At 41.8% G+C, this 15,263-nt stretch carries 16 protein-coding genes; 13 read left to right on the top strand and 3 right to left on the bottom strand.

The genetic code is table 11. The features are described 5' to 3' along the window. The first annotated feature begins 173 nt into the window (after positions 1–173). Positions 174–1,043, top strand: coding sequence for a DUF6287 domain-containing protein (locus HMPREF1115_RS08610; RefSeq protein WP_001034379.1), 870 nt, complete (start codon positions 174–176; stop codon positions 1,041–1,043). Between the two features lie 225 nt (positions 1,044–1,268). Next, positions 1,269–1,586, top strand: coding sequence for a hypothetical protein (locus HMPREF1115_RS08605; RefSeq protein ID WP_000734660.1), 318 nt, complete (start codon positions 1,269–1,271; stop codon positions 1,584–1,586). A 29-nt stretch (positions 1,587–1,615) separates the two neighbouring features. Here the strand turns inward: HMPREF1115_RS08605 and HMPREF1115_RS08600 are convergent, their stop codons facing one another. Further along, positions 1,616–3,415: an N-acetylmuramoyl-L-alanine amidase gene (locus tag HMPREF1115_RS08600; protein WP_000722531.1), complete on the bottom strand. Its 1,800-nt coding sequence runs from the start codon at positions 3,413–3,415 to the stop codon at positions 1,616–1,618. Between the two features lie 44 nt (positions 3,416–3,459). Beyond that, entirely contained in the window at positions 3,460–4,368 is a 909-nt protein-coding gene (locus tag HMPREF1115_RS08595; protein WP_001222578.1) for a LysR family transcriptional regulator, read from the bottom strand. Positions 4,369–4,470: 102 nt separating this feature from the next. On the opposite strand from HMPREF1115_RS08595, the gene HMPREF1115_RS08590 reads away from it, so the two are divergent. The 3 genes from HMPREF1115_RS08590 (at position 4,471) to HMPREF1115_RS08580 (ending at position 5,407) form a co-directional block, all read left to right on the top strand. Beyond that, a complete protein-coding gene (locus tag HMPREF1115_RS08590) occupies positions 4,471–4,704 on the top strand; it encodes a YqgQ family protein (protein ID WP_002882495.1) in 234 nt (77 codons plus the stop codon). After that, positions 4,701–5,081 (top strand): rhodanese-like domain-containing protein, encoded by a 381-nt coding sequence (locus HMPREF1115_RS08585; protein WP_000158117.1) that lies wholly within the window; start codon positions 4,701–4,703, stop codon positions 5,079–5,081. The genes HMPREF1115_RS08590 and HMPREF1115_RS08585 overlap by 4 nt, the downstream gene beginning before the upstream one ends. A gap of 86 nt (positions 5,082–5,167) precedes the next feature. Continuing rightward, entirely contained in the window at positions 5,168–5,407 is a 240-nt protein-coding gene (locus tag HMPREF1115_RS08580; protein ID WP_001088144.1) for a hypothetical protein, read from the top strand. Between the two features lie 43 nt (positions 5,408–5,450). Here the strand turns inward: HMPREF1115_RS08580 and HMPREF1115_RS08575 are convergent, their stop codons facing one another. After that, complete coding sequence (locus HMPREF1115_RS08575; protein WP_001235081.1) at positions 5,451–6,176, bottom strand: 16S rRNA pseudouridine(516) synthase; 726 nt, start codon at positions 6,174–6,176, stop codon at positions 5,451–5,453. 158 nt (positions 6,177–6,334) lie between these two features. Here HMPREF1115_RS08575 and typA point away from each other — a divergent pair, with 158 nt between their 5' ends. The 8 genes from typA to lctO all read left to right on the top strand — a co-directional run bounded on the left by typA (position 6,335) and on the right by lctO (position 15,128). After that, a complete protein-coding gene (gene typA / locus HMPREF1115_RS08570) occupies positions 6,335–8,176 on the top strand; it encodes a translational GTPase TypA (RefSeq protein ID WP_000164111.1) in 1,842 nt (613 codons plus the stop codon). Positions 8,177–8,195: 19 nt separating this feature from the next. Then, complete coding sequence (locus HMPREF1115_RS08565; protein ID WP_000262660.1) at positions 8,196–8,450, top strand: DUF3165 family protein; 255 nt, start codon at positions 8,196–8,198, stop codon at positions 8,448–8,450. Positions 8,451–8,567: 117 nt separating this feature from the next. Beyond that, entirely contained in the window at positions 8,568–9,920 is a 1,353-nt protein-coding gene (gene murD / locus HMPREF1115_RS08560) for a UDP-N-acetylmuramoyl-L-alanine--D-glutamate ligase (protein WP_000863071.1), read from the top strand. A 1-nt stretch (position 9,921) separates the two neighbouring features. Next, positions 9,922–10,980 (top strand): UDP-N-acetylglucosamine--N-acetylmuramyl-(pentapeptide) pyrophosphoryl-undecaprenol N-acetylglucosamine transferase, encoded by a 1,059-nt coding sequence (locus HMPREF1115_RS08555; protein WP_000724788.1) that lies wholly within the window; start codon positions 9,922–9,924, stop codon positions 10,978–10,980. Between the two features lie 9 nt (positions 10,981–10,989). Further along, positions 10,990–12,153, top strand: coding sequence for a cell division protein FtsQ/DivIB (locus HMPREF1115_RS08550; RefSeq protein ID WP_000031122.1), 1,164 nt, complete (start codon positions 10,990–10,992; stop codon positions 12,151–12,153). 228 nt (positions 12,154–12,381) lie between these two features. After that, on the top strand, positions 12,382–13,083 hold the full coding sequence (gene pyrF, locus HMPREF1115_RS08545; protein ID WP_001206750.1) for an orotidine-5'-phosphate decarboxylase: 702 nt from the start codon (positions 12,382–12,384) through the stop codon (positions 13,081–13,083). Between the two features lie 33 nt (positions 13,084–13,116). Then, positions 13,117–13,749: an orotate phosphoribosyltransferase gene (gene pyrE, locus HMPREF1115_RS08540; protein WP_000170905.1), complete on the top strand. Its 633-nt coding sequence runs from the start codon at positions 13,117–13,119 to the stop codon at positions 13,747–13,749. A 242-nt stretch (positions 13,750–13,991) separates the two neighbouring features. Continuing rightward, positions 13,992–15,128, top strand: coding sequence for an L-lactate oxidase (gene lctO, locus HMPREF1115_RS08535; RefSeq protein WP_000120739.1), 1,137 nt, complete (start codon positions 13,992–13,994; stop codon positions 15,126–15,128). The last annotated feature ends 135 nt before the right edge of the window (positions 15,129–15,263 follow it).

Below are 15,263 nucleotides of genomic sequence, written 5' to 3'. Positions count from 1 at the left end.
GGTATAATGTATTGTAATAAATACTTGTTTTGATACCAATCTAGAGATATTTTTATAGTTATTTATTCTAGAAATTTTTGCTTGGATTTTTTTTAAAAGTCATAAAAGTTCATGGATAGTAACGAATGAAGTATCGTAAGCTTGGCTGAATATCAATCAAAAAGGAGAAAATTATGAATAAGAAAGAACGGGAAAAACAATTTGAAGAGATCAATGGACCTAAGCGGTCTGAATCAAAGTCGGCTCCGAATAAAAATATAAAAATCTATATTGGCATAGCACTCTCTGTTTTAGTCACTCTCATCTTGGTAAGTATTTTCTCATATCTTCTGATTGGAAAGAAAGAGCCAAATCAAGCATCGTCTTCAGTTTCAACTACAGAGTCAACAAGTCAATCGTCTACAAGCCAAGGAAAAACAGATGAGACTGATAAGGATAAACAAGAGGAAATTCAGAAACTCAAGGATCAACTGACTGCTTTAGATACCAAAATTACTGAAGCAGAAGCACTTGTTAGCAAGTTGAAGAAAGAAACTACCGTTCCAAAACTAGATATTGAAGCAATCAAGAACAATGATTTGTCTAGTTTAGAAGGTACTTGGCGTAGTCAATCTGGTAATGAATACATTATTAATGATTCTGGAGAAGTACGTGCGACTTGGTTTACAAATGATCAAAAGTACGAATCTGTAGTTGGATTAAAGGTATCAAAAGGACAAGATAGTCGTAACCCTGAGACAGCGTCTATCAGTGCGTGGGTAAAAGATTCTGTTGCTGGAGGATTTGTAGTAGTAGCTGTACCAAGTGGAGTTGTTATGCAACCTGCTGATGACGGAAAGATTACGGATAAAAGCAATCATGCTGAGGAAAGACTACTTTCGGGACAAGATTATGGATCTATGTTAATGAAACCAGAAGATGTTTATTATCGTGTGAAACCAGATACCAGTAAACTTGAGGAAGCAGAAAAGAACTTAGCTCAACTGCAAGCAGATCGTGAATCAATCAAATCTTCTCTAGAGTCAAAGGAAAAGAAAAACTAGATGGTATTCGTTCAAAAATACTGTTACAATCGGCAAAATCAAGAAGCCCATTAGGGCTTCTTTTTCTTTTATCACGACTATTCAACCACTTAGACAGAGATATTGACCAGATAGGCAAAAGGGCTTGTTCTTGAAAAATTCCTCTGCTATAATGGTTCATGTAAGGGACGTGAGGGGTCAGTATCAGACAACTCAAGAACCTAAAAAAGAAAATGGAGACAAAAAATGAAAAAATTATTGGGACTTGTATTTTTAGTAGCAGCAGCGCTAGTATTGTATTTCGGATCTGTTGGCTGGCCAAGTTTGGATGTCAATCTCTGGTCACTCATTCCGGTAGGATTGTTCCTCTATTTCACGCTAGAAAACTTTTTGAAAAAAGACTACAAGGCTAGCTTGATGTGCTTGATCATCGCCTTTATCATTGCAAATGCTATTTTTGATCTGTTGCCAATTTCAAGTGGTTTGGTGATTGGTGCCGGTGTGCTAGCTTGTGTAGGACTTGGTTACCTCTTTCCCGATAAGGATAAAAAAGAAGGCAAATAAAAAGTCTCGAGGTTTCTCGAGACTTTTTTTTACTGACCAGCGTAATATTTTTGGATCCCTTTCACGATGCCTGCGACCAATTTATCTTGGTAGTGGCTATCTCTGATTTGTTGGTTTTCGGAGAAATTATCCATATAACCAAGTTCTAGGAGAACGGCTGGTTTGGCTGTTTCGCGTAGGACGGCATAGCTGCTTTCCAATAAGCCAGCATCCTTGGCCCCTGTTTCTGCTAGGAGAGAGGAGTGGATGGCAGCAGCAAGGCGTTTGCTTTCACTCATACGATCAGGATGATTGTGCCAGTATTTATTAATCTTGCTTGGGTAATCAGGTTCATCGCTATAGGAGTAGGTTTGAATACCGCTCGCTTTTGAGTAGGTATTACCAGTAGCGTTGAAGTGAATACTGATAAAAATATCAGAGTTGGTCTTATTAACCATACGAGAACGTTCGGTAACAAAATCAACGTCAATATCACTATCACGAGAAGTGAGGACCTTGTAGCCCAATTCTTCCAACTTAGTACGAAGCTTACGGTAAATCTGCATGTTGAGATCTTTTTCAGCTACATTGTAGTAAAAAGCTCCTGAATCTCGACCACCATGCCCAGGATCTAGGAAAATGGTATTGCTGTATAGGCCTTTTGTAAATCCACCTTCAGTTGAAACTTCAGAAATCCATTGGCCGTATTTTTGGAACAGGTGTTCCTTACCGTCTATCTTGTAAGTTCCTGAAACATAATGTCCATTATCATCTAGGTAGTAGCGTGCTTTGTCAGAGTTATCGTAAATCCATTCGCTCTTTGCCATGTAACCACCTGACTTGAGGTAGTATGCTCCAATCCACTCCTGATTTGCATAACGGCCATCCGCTTTTAGATAGAACCAGCTCTTGTAGGCTTTATCGAAGATCCACTCATTCTCCGCCATGGCTCCACTGGTTTTGAGGTAGTAGCTTCCTTTCCATTTGTCTGCTAGCATCCCACCATTCTGGTCAAATGAGTACCAGGAACCTTGAATCTTTTGCCAGTTTTCTTGGACATATCTCCCTGACCCGTTTGCATAGAACCAAGTATCCTTGATTTTGACCCAGTTGTTTTCTGCCATAGCTCCACTCTGGTTGAAGAGGTAGCCCTTGAAGGTTGTCGCACTCAGCATTCCACCGTCTTTGTCAAAGTAATACCAAGAACCGTTGACTTTCTCCCATTTATCCTGCGAGATCTTTCCAGAAGGAGCGACATAGTACCAAATTTGGTCTAATTTAGTCCAACCCTTTTCTGCCATAGCTCCGCTTTTTGTGAGAAGATAGCCGTCAACGGCAGTGTTGCTGAGCATACTTCCAATTTGGTCAAAATAGTACCAAGAGCCGTTAATTTTTTTCCAAGTGTTCTGAGCAAGTCGTCCAGAGGAATCAGCATAATACCATTGATTGTCCAGTTTGGTCCAGCTATTTTCTATCATGACACCATCTTGGTCAAAGGCATAGCCTTTGTAGACAGTAGAATGAAGACGATTACCATCTTGATCGAAGTAGTACCATTTGCCTTGGATTTGTTTCCAGTTTAAAGCAGGCTTATCATCTTGGTAAAAACGCCAGTGGTGATTTTCTTGGTACCACCCTTCTTTTTTTGTCTTGTCTTCTTGCACATCTACTTTCGGAAGAGTTTCTGATTTAGAGTTTTCCTCAACACTTGATTCTTTCTTTTCTTCTTTGGCAATTGCTTCCTTGACAGCAGATGTGGATTGAGTAGTGTTTTCTTCTCCTAAGACGGATGCGGGTGCTAATCCTACGATTGAAAGGATTAAAGCACTGGTCAGTAGTATCTTTTTCACTTTTTATTTCCTAACTTTTTCTTTTTCACTTTTTCATTTTTCTATTAATTATCGAATTGAACTTCTTCTAGTAGATACTCGATAAAGCGTTCGCCCATCTTAGACAGGCTGGTTTTTTCATGCTGGATATAGACTAGTTCAATCGGGTCGTCAATGTCCAGTGGAATGGAAACGATATTGTCTCCGTTGAGGTTACTGTTCAAAATCCCTGTTGCAATGGTGTAACCATCCAAACCAATCAAAAGGTTAAAGAGGGTGGCACGGTCACTGACAACAATGGATTTCTTGTGGTGCTCTTGTGAAAGAATCTCCTCTGAAAAGTAGAAGGAGTTGTGCGTCCCCTGATCATAACTCAGATAAGGAAAGTCTTCCAAATCAGCCAGTTTGACCTTGTCTTTTTTAGCTAGAGGGTTGGTCTTGCTAACAAAGATATGGGGTTGAGCGGTAAAGAGGTGGTGGGCTAGCAGGTGATTGTCATCTAGCATTTTCGTTAAAACATCGCGATTGTAGCTGTTTAAAAAGAGGACACCGACCTCGCTACGGAAGTTCTTGACGTCATCGATAATCTCCCAAGTCCGAGTTTCACGAAGGAAGAGCTCGTATTTTTCCATATCACTTTTCTTGAGCAAAGAGACAAAGGCATTGACTACAAAGGCATAGTGCTGAGAGGAAACGCTGAAAAGTTCGCGGTGGGCGATAGGATTTTTATAGCGTTCCTCCAGAAGCTGAGTTTGCTCAACGACCTGACGGGCATAGGAGAGAAACTCCATCCCATCACGGGTTAAGGTAATGCCCTTGGGATTGCGGATAAAGATTTCAATGCCCATTTCATTTTCCAAGTCTCGAACGGCATTAGAGAGACTGGGTTGGGTAATAAAGAGTTGCTTGGCTGCCTCATTCATAGAGCCAGTTTCGACGATTTTGATAATATAGTGTAGTTGTTGAATTCTCATGTTTTTATTGTACCATACTTGCGGAAGAATGGGCAATGAAGACGAAGAAAATAGGGGGAAAGAGCTGGTCCTGTATTGAAAAAAAGTCTGGAATCTGCTAAAATGGAAGCTATGAAAACATTCTATGATGTGCAGCAATTTCTCAAACAGTTTGGCATTATTGTCTATGTGGGGAAGCGCTTGTATGATATTGAACTGATGAAGCTCGAACTCTCTCGGATCTATGATGCAGGTCTGATGGATAAGCTAGACTATCTAGAGGCGGAAGCTGTTCTTCGTAGAGAGCACAAGATAGAATTAGACTACATAGAGAAAAATGGAGATAAGAACTTATGACAATTTGGATTTTGTGGGGAATCGTTCTGGCGATGGCAGCATGGATGGGGTATAACTACCTTCGTATTCGTCGTGCGGCTAAGATTGTAGACAATGCAGAGTTTGAAGCCTTGATTCGGAAAGGACAGTTGATCGATGTCCGAGATGCAGCAGAATTTCACAGAAAACACATTCTTGGTGCGCGCAATATTCCTTCAAGTCAGTTGAAGTCAAGCCTTGCAGCCCTTCGTAAGGATAAACCTGTCCTTCTCTACGAAAACCAACGTGGACAAGGAGTGACCAATGCAGCACTTTATCTGAAAAAGCAAGGTTTCTCTGAGATTTATATCCTTTCTTATGGATTGGATTCTTGGATTGGAAAGGTCAAGACGAGCTAACATTCTGTTAAAAACTGTTTAATGATAGATAAATCTTGCATTTTATGGTATCATCATTTATATTAAATTTAAGGAGGTTTTATAATATGAATTCACAACAAAAGAAAAAATCTTCACTTATTTTAGGTATCTTATCTATCGTCCTTGGTTTGCTATTTCCAATAGTTGGTCTGATTTTGGGGATCATAGGATTGGTCTTGGCTTTTTCATACCAAAAAGAATCTGGACTGGACTATAAAACAGAAAAAATTCTCAACATCGTAGGTCTTGTAGTTTCTGTTCTTAACTGGATTCTAGCCATCGCGATATTTCTTAGAATTTCTTAGATAAGTAAAGATAAAAAAGCTTTAAACATAAAGCTTTTTTGTTTTATCCACTTTTTTCTAAGTGTTTTTTAATCAACTCTAATTCTTCTGGATTCAAGGAACGGAATTGACCTTCTGATAGTTCTGGGTCTAAAGTGAAATCACCGAACTGAACTCGTTTGAGAGAGGTCACCTTGACTCCTACTGAGAGGAACATTTTCTTAATCTGATGAAATTTCCCTTCTGAAATGGTGATGGAGGCATGGCTCTCTGTTGGGCTTGAGGACAGAATTTCGAGCTGAGCTGGTTTACAAGTGGTCCCATCTAAAAAGACGATTCCATCCTTGAATTTTTGGATATGTTCTGACGTGAGCGGTCCGTTTACTACCATTTGATAGGATTTATCGACATGGTACTGGGGATGAAGGAGCTGGAAGCCTAAAGGTCCATTGTCTGTCAAAAGGAGCAGTCCTGTCGTATCGCGGTCTAACCTGCCGACAGCATAGAGCTGGTAAGACTTGATGTCAGGTGGAAGGAGGTCCATTACGGTTGGCAGTTTCTTATCCTTGCTCGCTGTAACGACTCCGTTTGGCTTATGAAGCAGGAGGTAGGTGTGCTCGTAGCCTTGGATTTGCCGTCCTTGAAAGACTAATTTCTGCAACCCAGTGTCGACATTTTGAGACAGGGAGCTGGCTGGACAATTGTCCACTAGGATTTCTTTTTTTAATAGAGCCTGTTTCATAGCCTTGCGACTGACCTTTTCTTGGGCTAATAATCTATCTAAACGCATACCAGCCTATCTTATCATAAGTCTCTGACTTTGAAAAGAGTTGCCTTGACTAGAAAAGCAGAGTGAAAACATTTACACTTAGCTGAACTGTGATTTTTGAATGAGACTGTGGTATAATTGTTCAGTTAGAAATAAAAATTTAAATATTAGAGGAAATCATGACAAAATTAAGAGAAGATATCCGTAACATTGCGATTATCGCCCACGTTGACCACGGTAAAACAACCCTCGTTGACGAATTATTGAAACAATCAGAAACGCTTGATGCACGTACTGAATTGGCAGAGCGCGCTATGGACTCAAACGATATCGAAAAAGAGCGTGGAATTACCATCCTTGCGAAAAACACTGCCGTTGCCTACAACGGAACTCGTATCAATATCATGGATACACCAGGACACGCGGACTTCGGTGGAGAAGTTGAGCGTATCATGAAAATGGTTGACGGTGTTGTCTTGGTCGTAGATGCTTACGAAGGAACCATGCCACAAACTCGTTTCGTATTGAAAAAAGCCTTGGAACAAGACCTTGTTCCAATCGTGGTTGTCAACAAAATCGATAAACCATCAGCTCGTCCAGCAGAAGTAGTGGACGAAGTCTTGGAACTTTTCATTGAGCTTGGTGCAGATGATGATCAGCTTGACTTCCCAGTGGTGTATGCTTCAGCTATCAACGGAACATCTTCATTGTCAGATGATCCAGCTGACCAAGAAGCTACGATGGCGCCAATCTTTGACACGATTATCGACCATATCCCAGCTCCAGTAGACAACTCAGATGAGCCTTTGCAGTTCCAAGTGTCACTTTTGGACTACAATGACTTCGTTGGTCGTATCGGTATCGGTCGTGTCTTCCGTGGTACTGTTAAGGTTGGGGACCAAGTTACCCTTTCTAAACTAGATGGTACAACGAAGAACTTCCGTGTCACAAAACTCTTCGGTTTCTTTGGTTTGGAACGTCGTGAAATTCAAGAAGCCAAAGCGGGTGACTTGATTGCCGTATCAGGTATGGAAGACATCTTTGTCGGTGAAACGATCACTCCGACAGACGCAGTTGAAGCTCTTCCAATCCTACACATCGATGAGCCAACTCTTCAAATGACTTTCTTGGTCAACAACTCACCATTTGCTGGTAAAGAAGGTAAATGGGTAACTTCTCGTAAGGTGGAAGAACGCTTGCAAGCAGAATTGCAAACAGACGTTTCCCTTCGTGTTGACCCAACGGATTCACCAGATAAATGGACTGTCTCAGGACGTGGAGAATTGCACTTGTCAATCCTTATCGAAACTATGCGTCGTGAGGGTTATGAACTTCAAGTATCTCGTCCAGAAGTTATCGTAAAAGAAATCGACGGTGTTAAATGTGAGCCATTTGAACGTGTGCAAATCGATACTCCAGAAGAATACCAAGGATCTGTTATCCAAAGCCTTTCTGAACGTAAGGGTGAAATGTTGGATATGATTTCAACTGGTAATGGTCAAACTCGTTTGGTCTTCCTAGTTCCAGCGCGTGGATTGATTGGTTACTCAACTGAGTTCTTATCTATGACTCGTGGTTACGGTATCATGAACCATACCTTTGACCAATACTTGCCACTCATCCCAGGTGAAATTGGTGGACGTCACCGTGGTGCCCTTGTTTCTATCGATGCTGGTAAGGCTACAACTTACTCAATCATGTCTATCGAAGAACGTGGTACCATCTTTGTCAACCCAGGTACTGAGGTTTACGAAGGAATGATCATCGGTGAAAACTCTCGTGAGAACGACTTGACTGTTAATATCACGAAAGCAAAACAAATGACCAACGTCCGTTCAGCTACCAAGGATCAAACAGCGGTTATCAAGACACCTCGTATCTTGACCCTTGAAGAGTCTCTTGAGTTCTTGAATGACGATGAGTACATGGAAGTAACGCCTGAGTCTATCCGTTTGCGTAAGCAAATCCTCAACAAGGCAGAGCGCGAGAAAGCCAACAAAAAGAAAAAATCAGCTGAATAAGAGCTAGAAAGAGATAAAGATGGTCTATTTAATCATAGGGATACTCTTATTACTACTCTATGTATTTGCGACACCCCAAAGTATCAAAGGAACAGTCAACATCGTTATCTTGGTCTTTGTAGTTGTTGCACTCTTGATTTTGCTGATGTTGTCCATCTTGCAAATCTTCCAATTACCGACAGAATTCTTTGTCACAATCGCCATGCTGGCCCTAGCCTACTTTAGCTTGAGAGACATTACGCTCATGCCAGTAAAAAAGAGCAAAAGAAGATAAATAGAAAGAGAGCTATGGCTCTCTTTTTCAATGTCAGAATGATAGCTAGAGCATTTTCGTTTAGTATTATTTCCATAAAAATGGTAAAATAGTAGGAGTAGAAATGGAGTTTGAGACATGAAAGTAATCGATCAGTTTAAAAATAAGAAAGTACTTGTTTTAGGTTTGGCTAAGTCTGGTGAGTCTGCGGCCCGTTTGTTGGACAAGCTAGGTGCTATTGTGACAGTAAATGACGGCAAGCCTTTTGAGGAAAATCCTGCTGCTCAAAGCTTGCTAGAAGAGGGAATCAAGGTTGTCACTGGTGGGCATCCTTTGGAATTATTGGATGAAGATTTTGCTCTGATGGTGAAAAATCCAGGTATCCCGTATAGCAATCCCATGATTGAAAAGGCATTGGCAAAGGGAATTCCAGTCCTGACTGAGGTGGAATTGGCTTATTTGATCTCAGAAGCGCCAATTATCGGTATCACAGGTTCAAATGGGAAAACAACCACAACGACGATGATTGGGGAAGTTTTAACTGCTGCTGGTCAACATGGTCTTTTGTCAGGGAACATCGGCTATCCTGCCAGTCAAGTGGCTCAAACTGCAACGGCTAAGGACACGCTTGTCATGGAACTTTCTTCTTTCCAACTGATGGGTGTCCAAGAATTCCATCCTGAGATTGCGGTTATTACCAACCTCATGCCCACTCATATCGACTACCATGGTTCTTTTGAGGAGTATGTGGCAGCTAAGTGGAATATCCAGAACAAGATGACAGCAGCTGATTTCCTTGTCTTGAACTTTAATCAAGACTTGGCAAAAGACTTGGCTAGCAAAACACAAGCCACTGTTGTTCCATTTTCAACATTGGAAAAGGTTGATGGTGCTTATTTGGAAGATGGTCAACTCTACTTCCGTGGAGAAGTGGTTATGGCAGCCAGTGAAATCGGTGTTCCAGGTAGCCACAATGTAGAAAATGCCCTTGCGACTATTGCTGTAGCCAAGCTCCGTGGTGTGGATAACCAAACCATCAAGGAAACTCTTTCATCCTTTGGTGGTGTCAAACACCGTCTCCAATTTGTGGATGAAATTCAGGGTGTCAAGTTCTATAACGATAGTAAGTCAACCAATATCTTGGCTACTCAAAAAGCCTTGTCAGGATTTGACAATAGTAAGGTTATCTTAATTGCAGGTGGTTTGGATCGTGGCAATGAGTTTGACGAATTGGTGCCAGATATTACAGGGCTCAAGAAGATGGTCATCCTCGGTCAGTCTGCAGAACGTGTCAAACGGGCAGCGGATAAGGCTGGTGTGGCTTATGTAGATGCGACAGATATTGCTGATGCGACCCGCAAGGCTTATGAGCTCGCGACTCAAGGAGATGTGGTTCTCCTCAGTCCTGCCAATGCTAGCTGGGATATGTATGCTAACTTTGAAGCACGTGGCGACCTCTTTATCGACACAGTAGCGGAGTTAAAGGAATAATATGAAAAAAATTGTCTTTACAGGTGGGGGGACGGTTGGACATGTTACCCTCAACCTTTTGTTAATGCCTAAGTTCATCGAAGACGGCTGGGAAATTCACTATATTGGTGATAAACACGGAATCGAACACCAAGAAATCCTCAAGTCAGGTTTGGATGTTACTTTCCATTCCATAGCGACAGGGAAATTACGTCGTTACTTCTCTTGGCAAAATATGCTGGATGTCTTCAAAGTTGGTTGGGGAATTGTCCAATCCCTCTTTATCATGTTACGACTGCGTCCACAGGCTCTTTTTTCTAAGGGAGGATTTGTGTCTGTGCCACCGGTTATCGCAGCGCGTGTGTCAGGGGTACCTGTCTTTATTCACGAATCGGACCTGTCTATGGGCTTGGCCAATAAAATTGCCTATAAATTTGCGACCAAGATGTACTCAACCTTTGAGCAAGCTGCTGGTCTTGCTAAGGTCGAGCATGTGGGGGCAGTGACCAAGGTTTCAGACCAAAAAACTCCTGAACCAGATGAATTGGTGGATATTCAAACCCACTTTGATCCCAAATTGCCAACCGTATTATTTGTCGGAGGTTCTGCAGGAGCTCGAGTATTTAACCAATTGGTGACAGACCATAAAAAAGAGTTGACAGAGCGCTACAATATTATCAATCTGACAGGAGATTCAAACCTCAATGAGTTGAGTCAAAATCTCTTCCGTATTGACTATGTGACGGATCTCTATCAACCTTTGATGGAGATGGCAGATGTGGTGGTGACGCGTGGCGGTGCTAATACGATTTTCGAGCTCTTGGCCATGGCGAAACTCCATCTCATCGTACCATTGGGTCGTGAAGCAAGTCGAGGAGACCAGATTGAAAATGCAGCCTACTTTGTTAAGAAAGGCTATGCAGAAGAACTTCAAGAAAGTGACTTGACCTTGGAAAGCTTAGAGGAGAAACTCAGTCACTTGCTTAGTCACAAGGACCAATACCAAGCTAGCATGAAAGCTTCGACTGAATTGAAATCTCTTGCAGATTTTTACGATCTACTAAGAAAAGACCTAGCATAAGGAATATCAATGTCAAAGGATAAGAAAAAAGAATCAAACCAGAAGCAAGAATTGTCTGAATGGCAGAAACGAAACCAGGAATACTTGAAGAAGAAGGCTGAGGAAGAAGCTGCCCTAGCTGAAGAGAAGGAAAAGGAAAAACAAGCTCGAAAGGAAGCCAACTCGAAACTACTGGAGGAATCCAAGAAATCATCGAGTGAGTCAGACGAGGAAGTCTCAAGTATAAGCAAGGAACCATCCGAAAAAGAAGAAAAAGCTCAAAAGGATGACCTGAAAGTCAAAGAAGAAAAAGAAAAGAAGAAAAAAGAAAAACCCAAAAAACCAGAGAAACCAGCCAAACCTAAAATTGCGCCTGTTCATATTTGGCGAGCTGTGAGTATCTTGGTACCCAGTGTCCTGATCCTCCTTCTTTCAGTCTATCTGTTGACTCCGCTTTCGACCATCAAAAATATAGAGGTTAAGGGAAATAGTAACACGCAGGCGGATGACATCAAACAGGCTTCTGGAATTCAAGATAGCGACTATACCTTAGCTCTATTGTTGGATAAGGAAACATACGCTGAGCGTATCAAGTCCAACCATTGGATAGAATCAGCGAAGATTGACTATCAATTTCCGACTAACTTTACGATTGAGGTTAAGGAATTTGATATTGTCGGTTATTATGTGTCTGGTGAAGAACATTATCCTATTCTTTCTAGTGGTACAGTAGAGTCAACTCCTATTGATCGCTTAAACTTGCCCGAGACTTATCTGACAGTTACCTTTAACGATGAGCAGCAGGTGAAAGAACTGATCAAAGGATTGTCTACCATCAGTGAGGATATCAAGAGCCAAATCCAGAAAATCGAATTAGCGCCGAGCAAGGCAACAGCAGATCTTTTAAAAATTACTATGCTGGATACAGATGAGATTTTGGTTCCCCTATCAGAATTGAGCAAGAAATTGCCTTATTACAGCAAAATCAAGCCACAATTGTCAGAACCGAGTGTGGTCGATATGGAAGCTGGAGTATACAGCTATACGATAGCGGATAAATTGATAGAGGAGGCTGAGGAAAAAGCCAAACAAGAGGCCAAGGAAGCTGAGAAGAAAAAACAGGAAGAAGAAAAGAAAAAACAAGAAGAACAAGGAAATCAAAGCCAAACGAGCCAGCAATCACAGAGTCGTTAGACTAACTTTTCCTCTTGATTTTGATTGGTATAGAAATCCAGTTTCGAGTTTTTGCTTGACAAGTCCTAGTATAAATAATAGAATAGAAAAAAACCTTTAAAGCAGTCCAGAGAGGCAGCTAAGGTTAGACGGTGAAAGGGTGGAGACTACCCATTTTTCGTGGAACCTTGCTGTTGGCAGGTTCCTTTTTTCATGCTCTCTAGCTTACAAAGGTAAAAGGAGAAAGGTATGCGTGAACATCGTCCAGTTATTGCTCTTGATTTTCCTAGTTTTGAGGCAGTCAAGGAATTTTTATCTCTTTTCCCAGCAGAAGAAAGTCTTTATCTAAAAGTAGGGATGGAGCTTTATTATGCGGAAGGTCCAGAAGTTGTCCGTTATTTGAAGTCACTGGGGCATAGTGTCTTTTTGGACCTCAAGCTACATGATATTCCCAATACAGTCAAATCTGCTATGAAAGTCTTATCTCGGCTTGGTGTGGACATGACCAACGTTCATGCTGCTGGTGGTGTGGAGATGATGAAGGCTGCGCGTGAAGGTCTGGGGACACAAGCCAAATTGATCGCTGTGACCCAGCTGACATCAACGTCGGAAAGCCAGATGCAGGATTTTCAAAATATCCAAACCAGCCTGCAAGAGTCTGTGATTCACTATGCCAAGAAGACAGCTGAAGCGGGCTTGGACGGTGTGGTTTGTTCAGCTCAGGAAGTGCAACTCATCAAGCAGGCCACCAATCCAGATTTTATCTGTCTGACACCGGGAATTCGTCCGGCGGGAACTGCCGTAGGAGACCAAAAACGCGTCATGACGCCAGCGGATGCTTATCAGATTGGTAGTGACTACATCGTAGTTGGACGTCCTATTACCCAAGCTGAAGATCCTGTTGTAGCTTATCATGCTATCAAGAATGAATGGAACCAAGACAGAAATTAAAGAAATAGATTTTAAAAATAAAAGGAGAATACTATGACACTTGCTAAAGATATCGCTAGCCACCTCTTGAAAATTCAAGCAGTTTACCTCAAACCAGAGGAGCCTTTTACTTGGGCATCTGGCATCAAGTCACCTATCTATACAGATAACCGCGTGACTCTGGCTTACCCAGAAACTAGAACCTTGATTGAAAATGGTTTTGTGGAAGCTATTAAAGCAGAATTTCCAGAAGTAGAAGTGATTGCAGGAACTGCGACAGCAGGAATTCCACACGGAGCAATCATCGCTGACAAGATGAACTTGCCTTTTGCCTACATCCGCAGCAAACCAAAAGACCACGGAGCTGGTAACCAAATCGAAGGTCGTGTAGCTCAGGGGCAAAAGATGGTTGTTGTTGAAGACCTTATTTCAACGGGTGGTTCTGTTCTTGAAGCTGTTGCAGCTGCAAAACGCGAAGGAGCCGATGTTCTTGGTGTCGTAGCGATTTTCAGTTATCAATTGCCAAAAGCAGATAAGAATTTTGCGGATGCTGATGTGAAATTGGTGACACTTTCTAACTACAGTGAACTGATCCACCTAGCCCAAGAAGAAGGTTACATCACACCAGAAGGGTTAGACCTCCTAAAACGCTTTAAAGAAGACCAAGAAAATTGGCAAAATGCCTAAAACATAGAAAATCAGGTAGTCACTAGGATTACCTGATTTTTATATGTGGGCAATAAAACAAAGGTTCCTAAAGGTAAAGAAGAATATAGGATAATGGTAGAATGAGAGTCCTCTCTTTTTTGGGGCATATTCAGATAATCAGTTTGAAATTTCCAGACAAAATTTTTGAAAGGATTCTGAAAAAGAGGTAAGATAGTTTATGCAAGAAAAAGTAAACGCTTACTTAATAAGGAGGACACTTTATGTCATATAAAACAAGCAATGCAGAAGGACCTGTAGATTTTATTAACACTTATGATTTGGAGCCAATGGCGCAACAAGTCATTCCTAAAGCTGCCTTTGGTTATATCGCTAGTGGAGCAGAGGATACTTTCACTTTACGCGAGAACATCCGTGCCTTTAACCACAAACTGATCGTTCCTCATACGCTTTGTGATGTTGAAAATCCAAGTACAGAGATTGAATTTGCAGGTGAAAAATTATCTTCACCAATTATTATGGCGCCTGTTGCGGCTCATAAATTGGCAAATGAGCAGGGGGAAGTAGCTACTGCGCGTGGTGTGCATGAATTTGGTTCTCTTTATACAACCAGCTCTTACTCTACCGTTGACCTTCCAGAAATTACAGAAGCTCTTCAAGGGACACCTCATTGGTTCCAATTTTACTTTAGTAAGGATGACGGCATTAACCGCCATATCATGGACCGTGTGAAGGCTGAAGGCTACAAAGCGATTGTCTTGACGGCAGATGCTACCGTAGGGGGCAATCGTGAAGTCGACAAGCGCAATGGTTTTGTCTTCCCCGTTGGTATGCCAATTGTTGAGGAATACCTGCCAGAAGGTGCTGGTAAATCAATGGACTTTGTTTACAAATCAGCCAAACAACGCCTGTCTCCACGCGATGTAGAATTTATCGCTGCATACTCAGGACTTCCTGTGTATGTCAAGGGGCCACAATGCCGTGAGGACGTTGAACGTTCGCTTGCTGCAGGAGCTTCTGGTATCTGGGTAACCAACCACGGTGGTCGTCAAATCGACGGTGGACCAGCATCCTTTGACTCACTTCAAGAAGTCGCTGAAGCAGTTGATAAACGTGTGCCAATTGTCTTTGACTCTGGTGTTCGTCGCGGTCAGCACGTCTTTAAAGCCTTGGCTTCAGGAGCAGACTTGGTAGCTATTGGCCGCCCTGTGATCTATGGCTTGGCTCTTGGTGGTAGTGTGGGTGTACGTCAAGTCTTTGAACACTTGAATGCAGAATTAAAGACAGTTATGCAGTTATCTGGAACTCAGACTATTGAAGATGTTAAACGCTTCAAACTGCGTCACAATCCATACAATCCATCCTTCCCAGTTGATTCACGTGATTTGAAGTTGTATTGAGAAAGTAGAAAGTCTCCATTTGATGTGGAGGCTTTTCTCGTCTTGAGGAAGGGTGACATATCATAACAAAGGAGGAAAAGACTATATAAATATATTTTCCAGTCAAATATCTTGCTAGGGCTTTAAAATTTTGTT

The organism is Streptococcus oralis SK610 (assembly GCF_000257455.1).
Classification (GTDB): Bacteria; Bacillota; Bacilli; order Lactobacillales; family Streptococcaceae; genus Streptococcus; species Streptococcus oralis_CB.
This window is presented reverse-complemented; position numbering and strand designations above follow the sequence as displayed.

What these genes read in the sequence shown, in the direction of transcription:
- HMPREF1115_RS08610 (WP_001034379.1), top strand. Translation starts at nt 174, where the DNA reads ATGAATAAGAAAGAACGGGAAAAACAATTTGAAGAGATCAATGGACCT.
- HMPREF1115_RS08605 (WP_000734660.1), top strand. Translation starts at nt 1,269, where the DNA reads ATGAAAAAATTATTGGGACTTGTATTTTTAGTAGCAGCAGCGCTAGTA.
- HMPREF1115_RS08595 (WP_001222578.1), bottom strand. Translation starts at nt 4,368, where the DNA reads ATGAGAATTCAACAACTACACTATATTATCAAAATCGTCGAAACTGGC.
- HMPREF1115_RS08590 (WP_002882495.1), top strand. Translation starts at nt 4,471, where the DNA reads ATGGAAGCTATGAAAACATTCTATGATGTGCAGCAATTTCTCAAACAG.
- HMPREF1115_RS08585 (WP_000158117.1), top strand. Translation starts at nt 4,701, where the DNA reads ATGACAATTTGGATTTTGTGGGGAATCGTTCTGGCGATGGCAGCATGG.
- HMPREF1115_RS08580 (WP_001088144.1), top strand. Translation starts at nt 5,168, where the DNA reads ATGAATTCACAACAAAAGAAAAAATCTTCACTTATTTTAGGTATCTTA.
- HMPREF1115_RS08575 (WP_001235081.1), bottom strand. Translation starts at nt 6,176, where the DNA reads ATGCGTTTAGATAGATTATTAGCCCAAGAAAAGGTCAGTCGCAAGGCT.
- typA (WP_000164111.1), top strand. Translation starts at nt 6,335, where the DNA reads ATGACAAAATTAAGAGAAGATATCCGTAACATTGCGATTATCGCCCAC.
- HMPREF1115_RS08565 (WP_000262660.1), top strand. Translation starts at nt 8,196, where the DNA reads ATGGTCTATTTAATCATAGGGATACTCTTATTACTACTCTATGTATTT.
- murD (WP_000863071.1), top strand. Translation starts at nt 8,568, where the DNA reads ATGAAAGTAATCGATCAGTTTAAAAATAAGAAAGTACTTGTTTTAGGT.
- HMPREF1115_RS08555 (WP_000724788.1), top strand. Translation starts at nt 9,922, where the DNA reads ATGAAAAAAATTGTCTTTACAGGTGGGGGGACGGTTGGACATGTTACC.
- HMPREF1115_RS08550 (WP_000031122.1), top strand. Translation starts at nt 10,990, where the DNA reads ATGTCAAAGGATAAGAAAAAAGAATCAAACCAGAAGCAAGAATTGTCT.
- pyrF (WP_001206750.1), top strand. Translation starts at nt 12,382, where the DNA reads ATGCGTGAACATCGTCCAGTTATTGCTCTTGATTTTCCTAGTTTTGAG.
- pyrE (WP_000170905.1), top strand. Translation starts at nt 13,117, where the DNA reads ATGACACTTGCTAAAGATATCGCTAGCCACCTCTTGAAAATTCAAGCA.
- lctO (WP_000120739.1), top strand. Translation starts at nt 13,992, where the DNA reads ATGTCATATAAAACAAGCAATGCAGAAGGACCTGTAGATTTTATTAAC.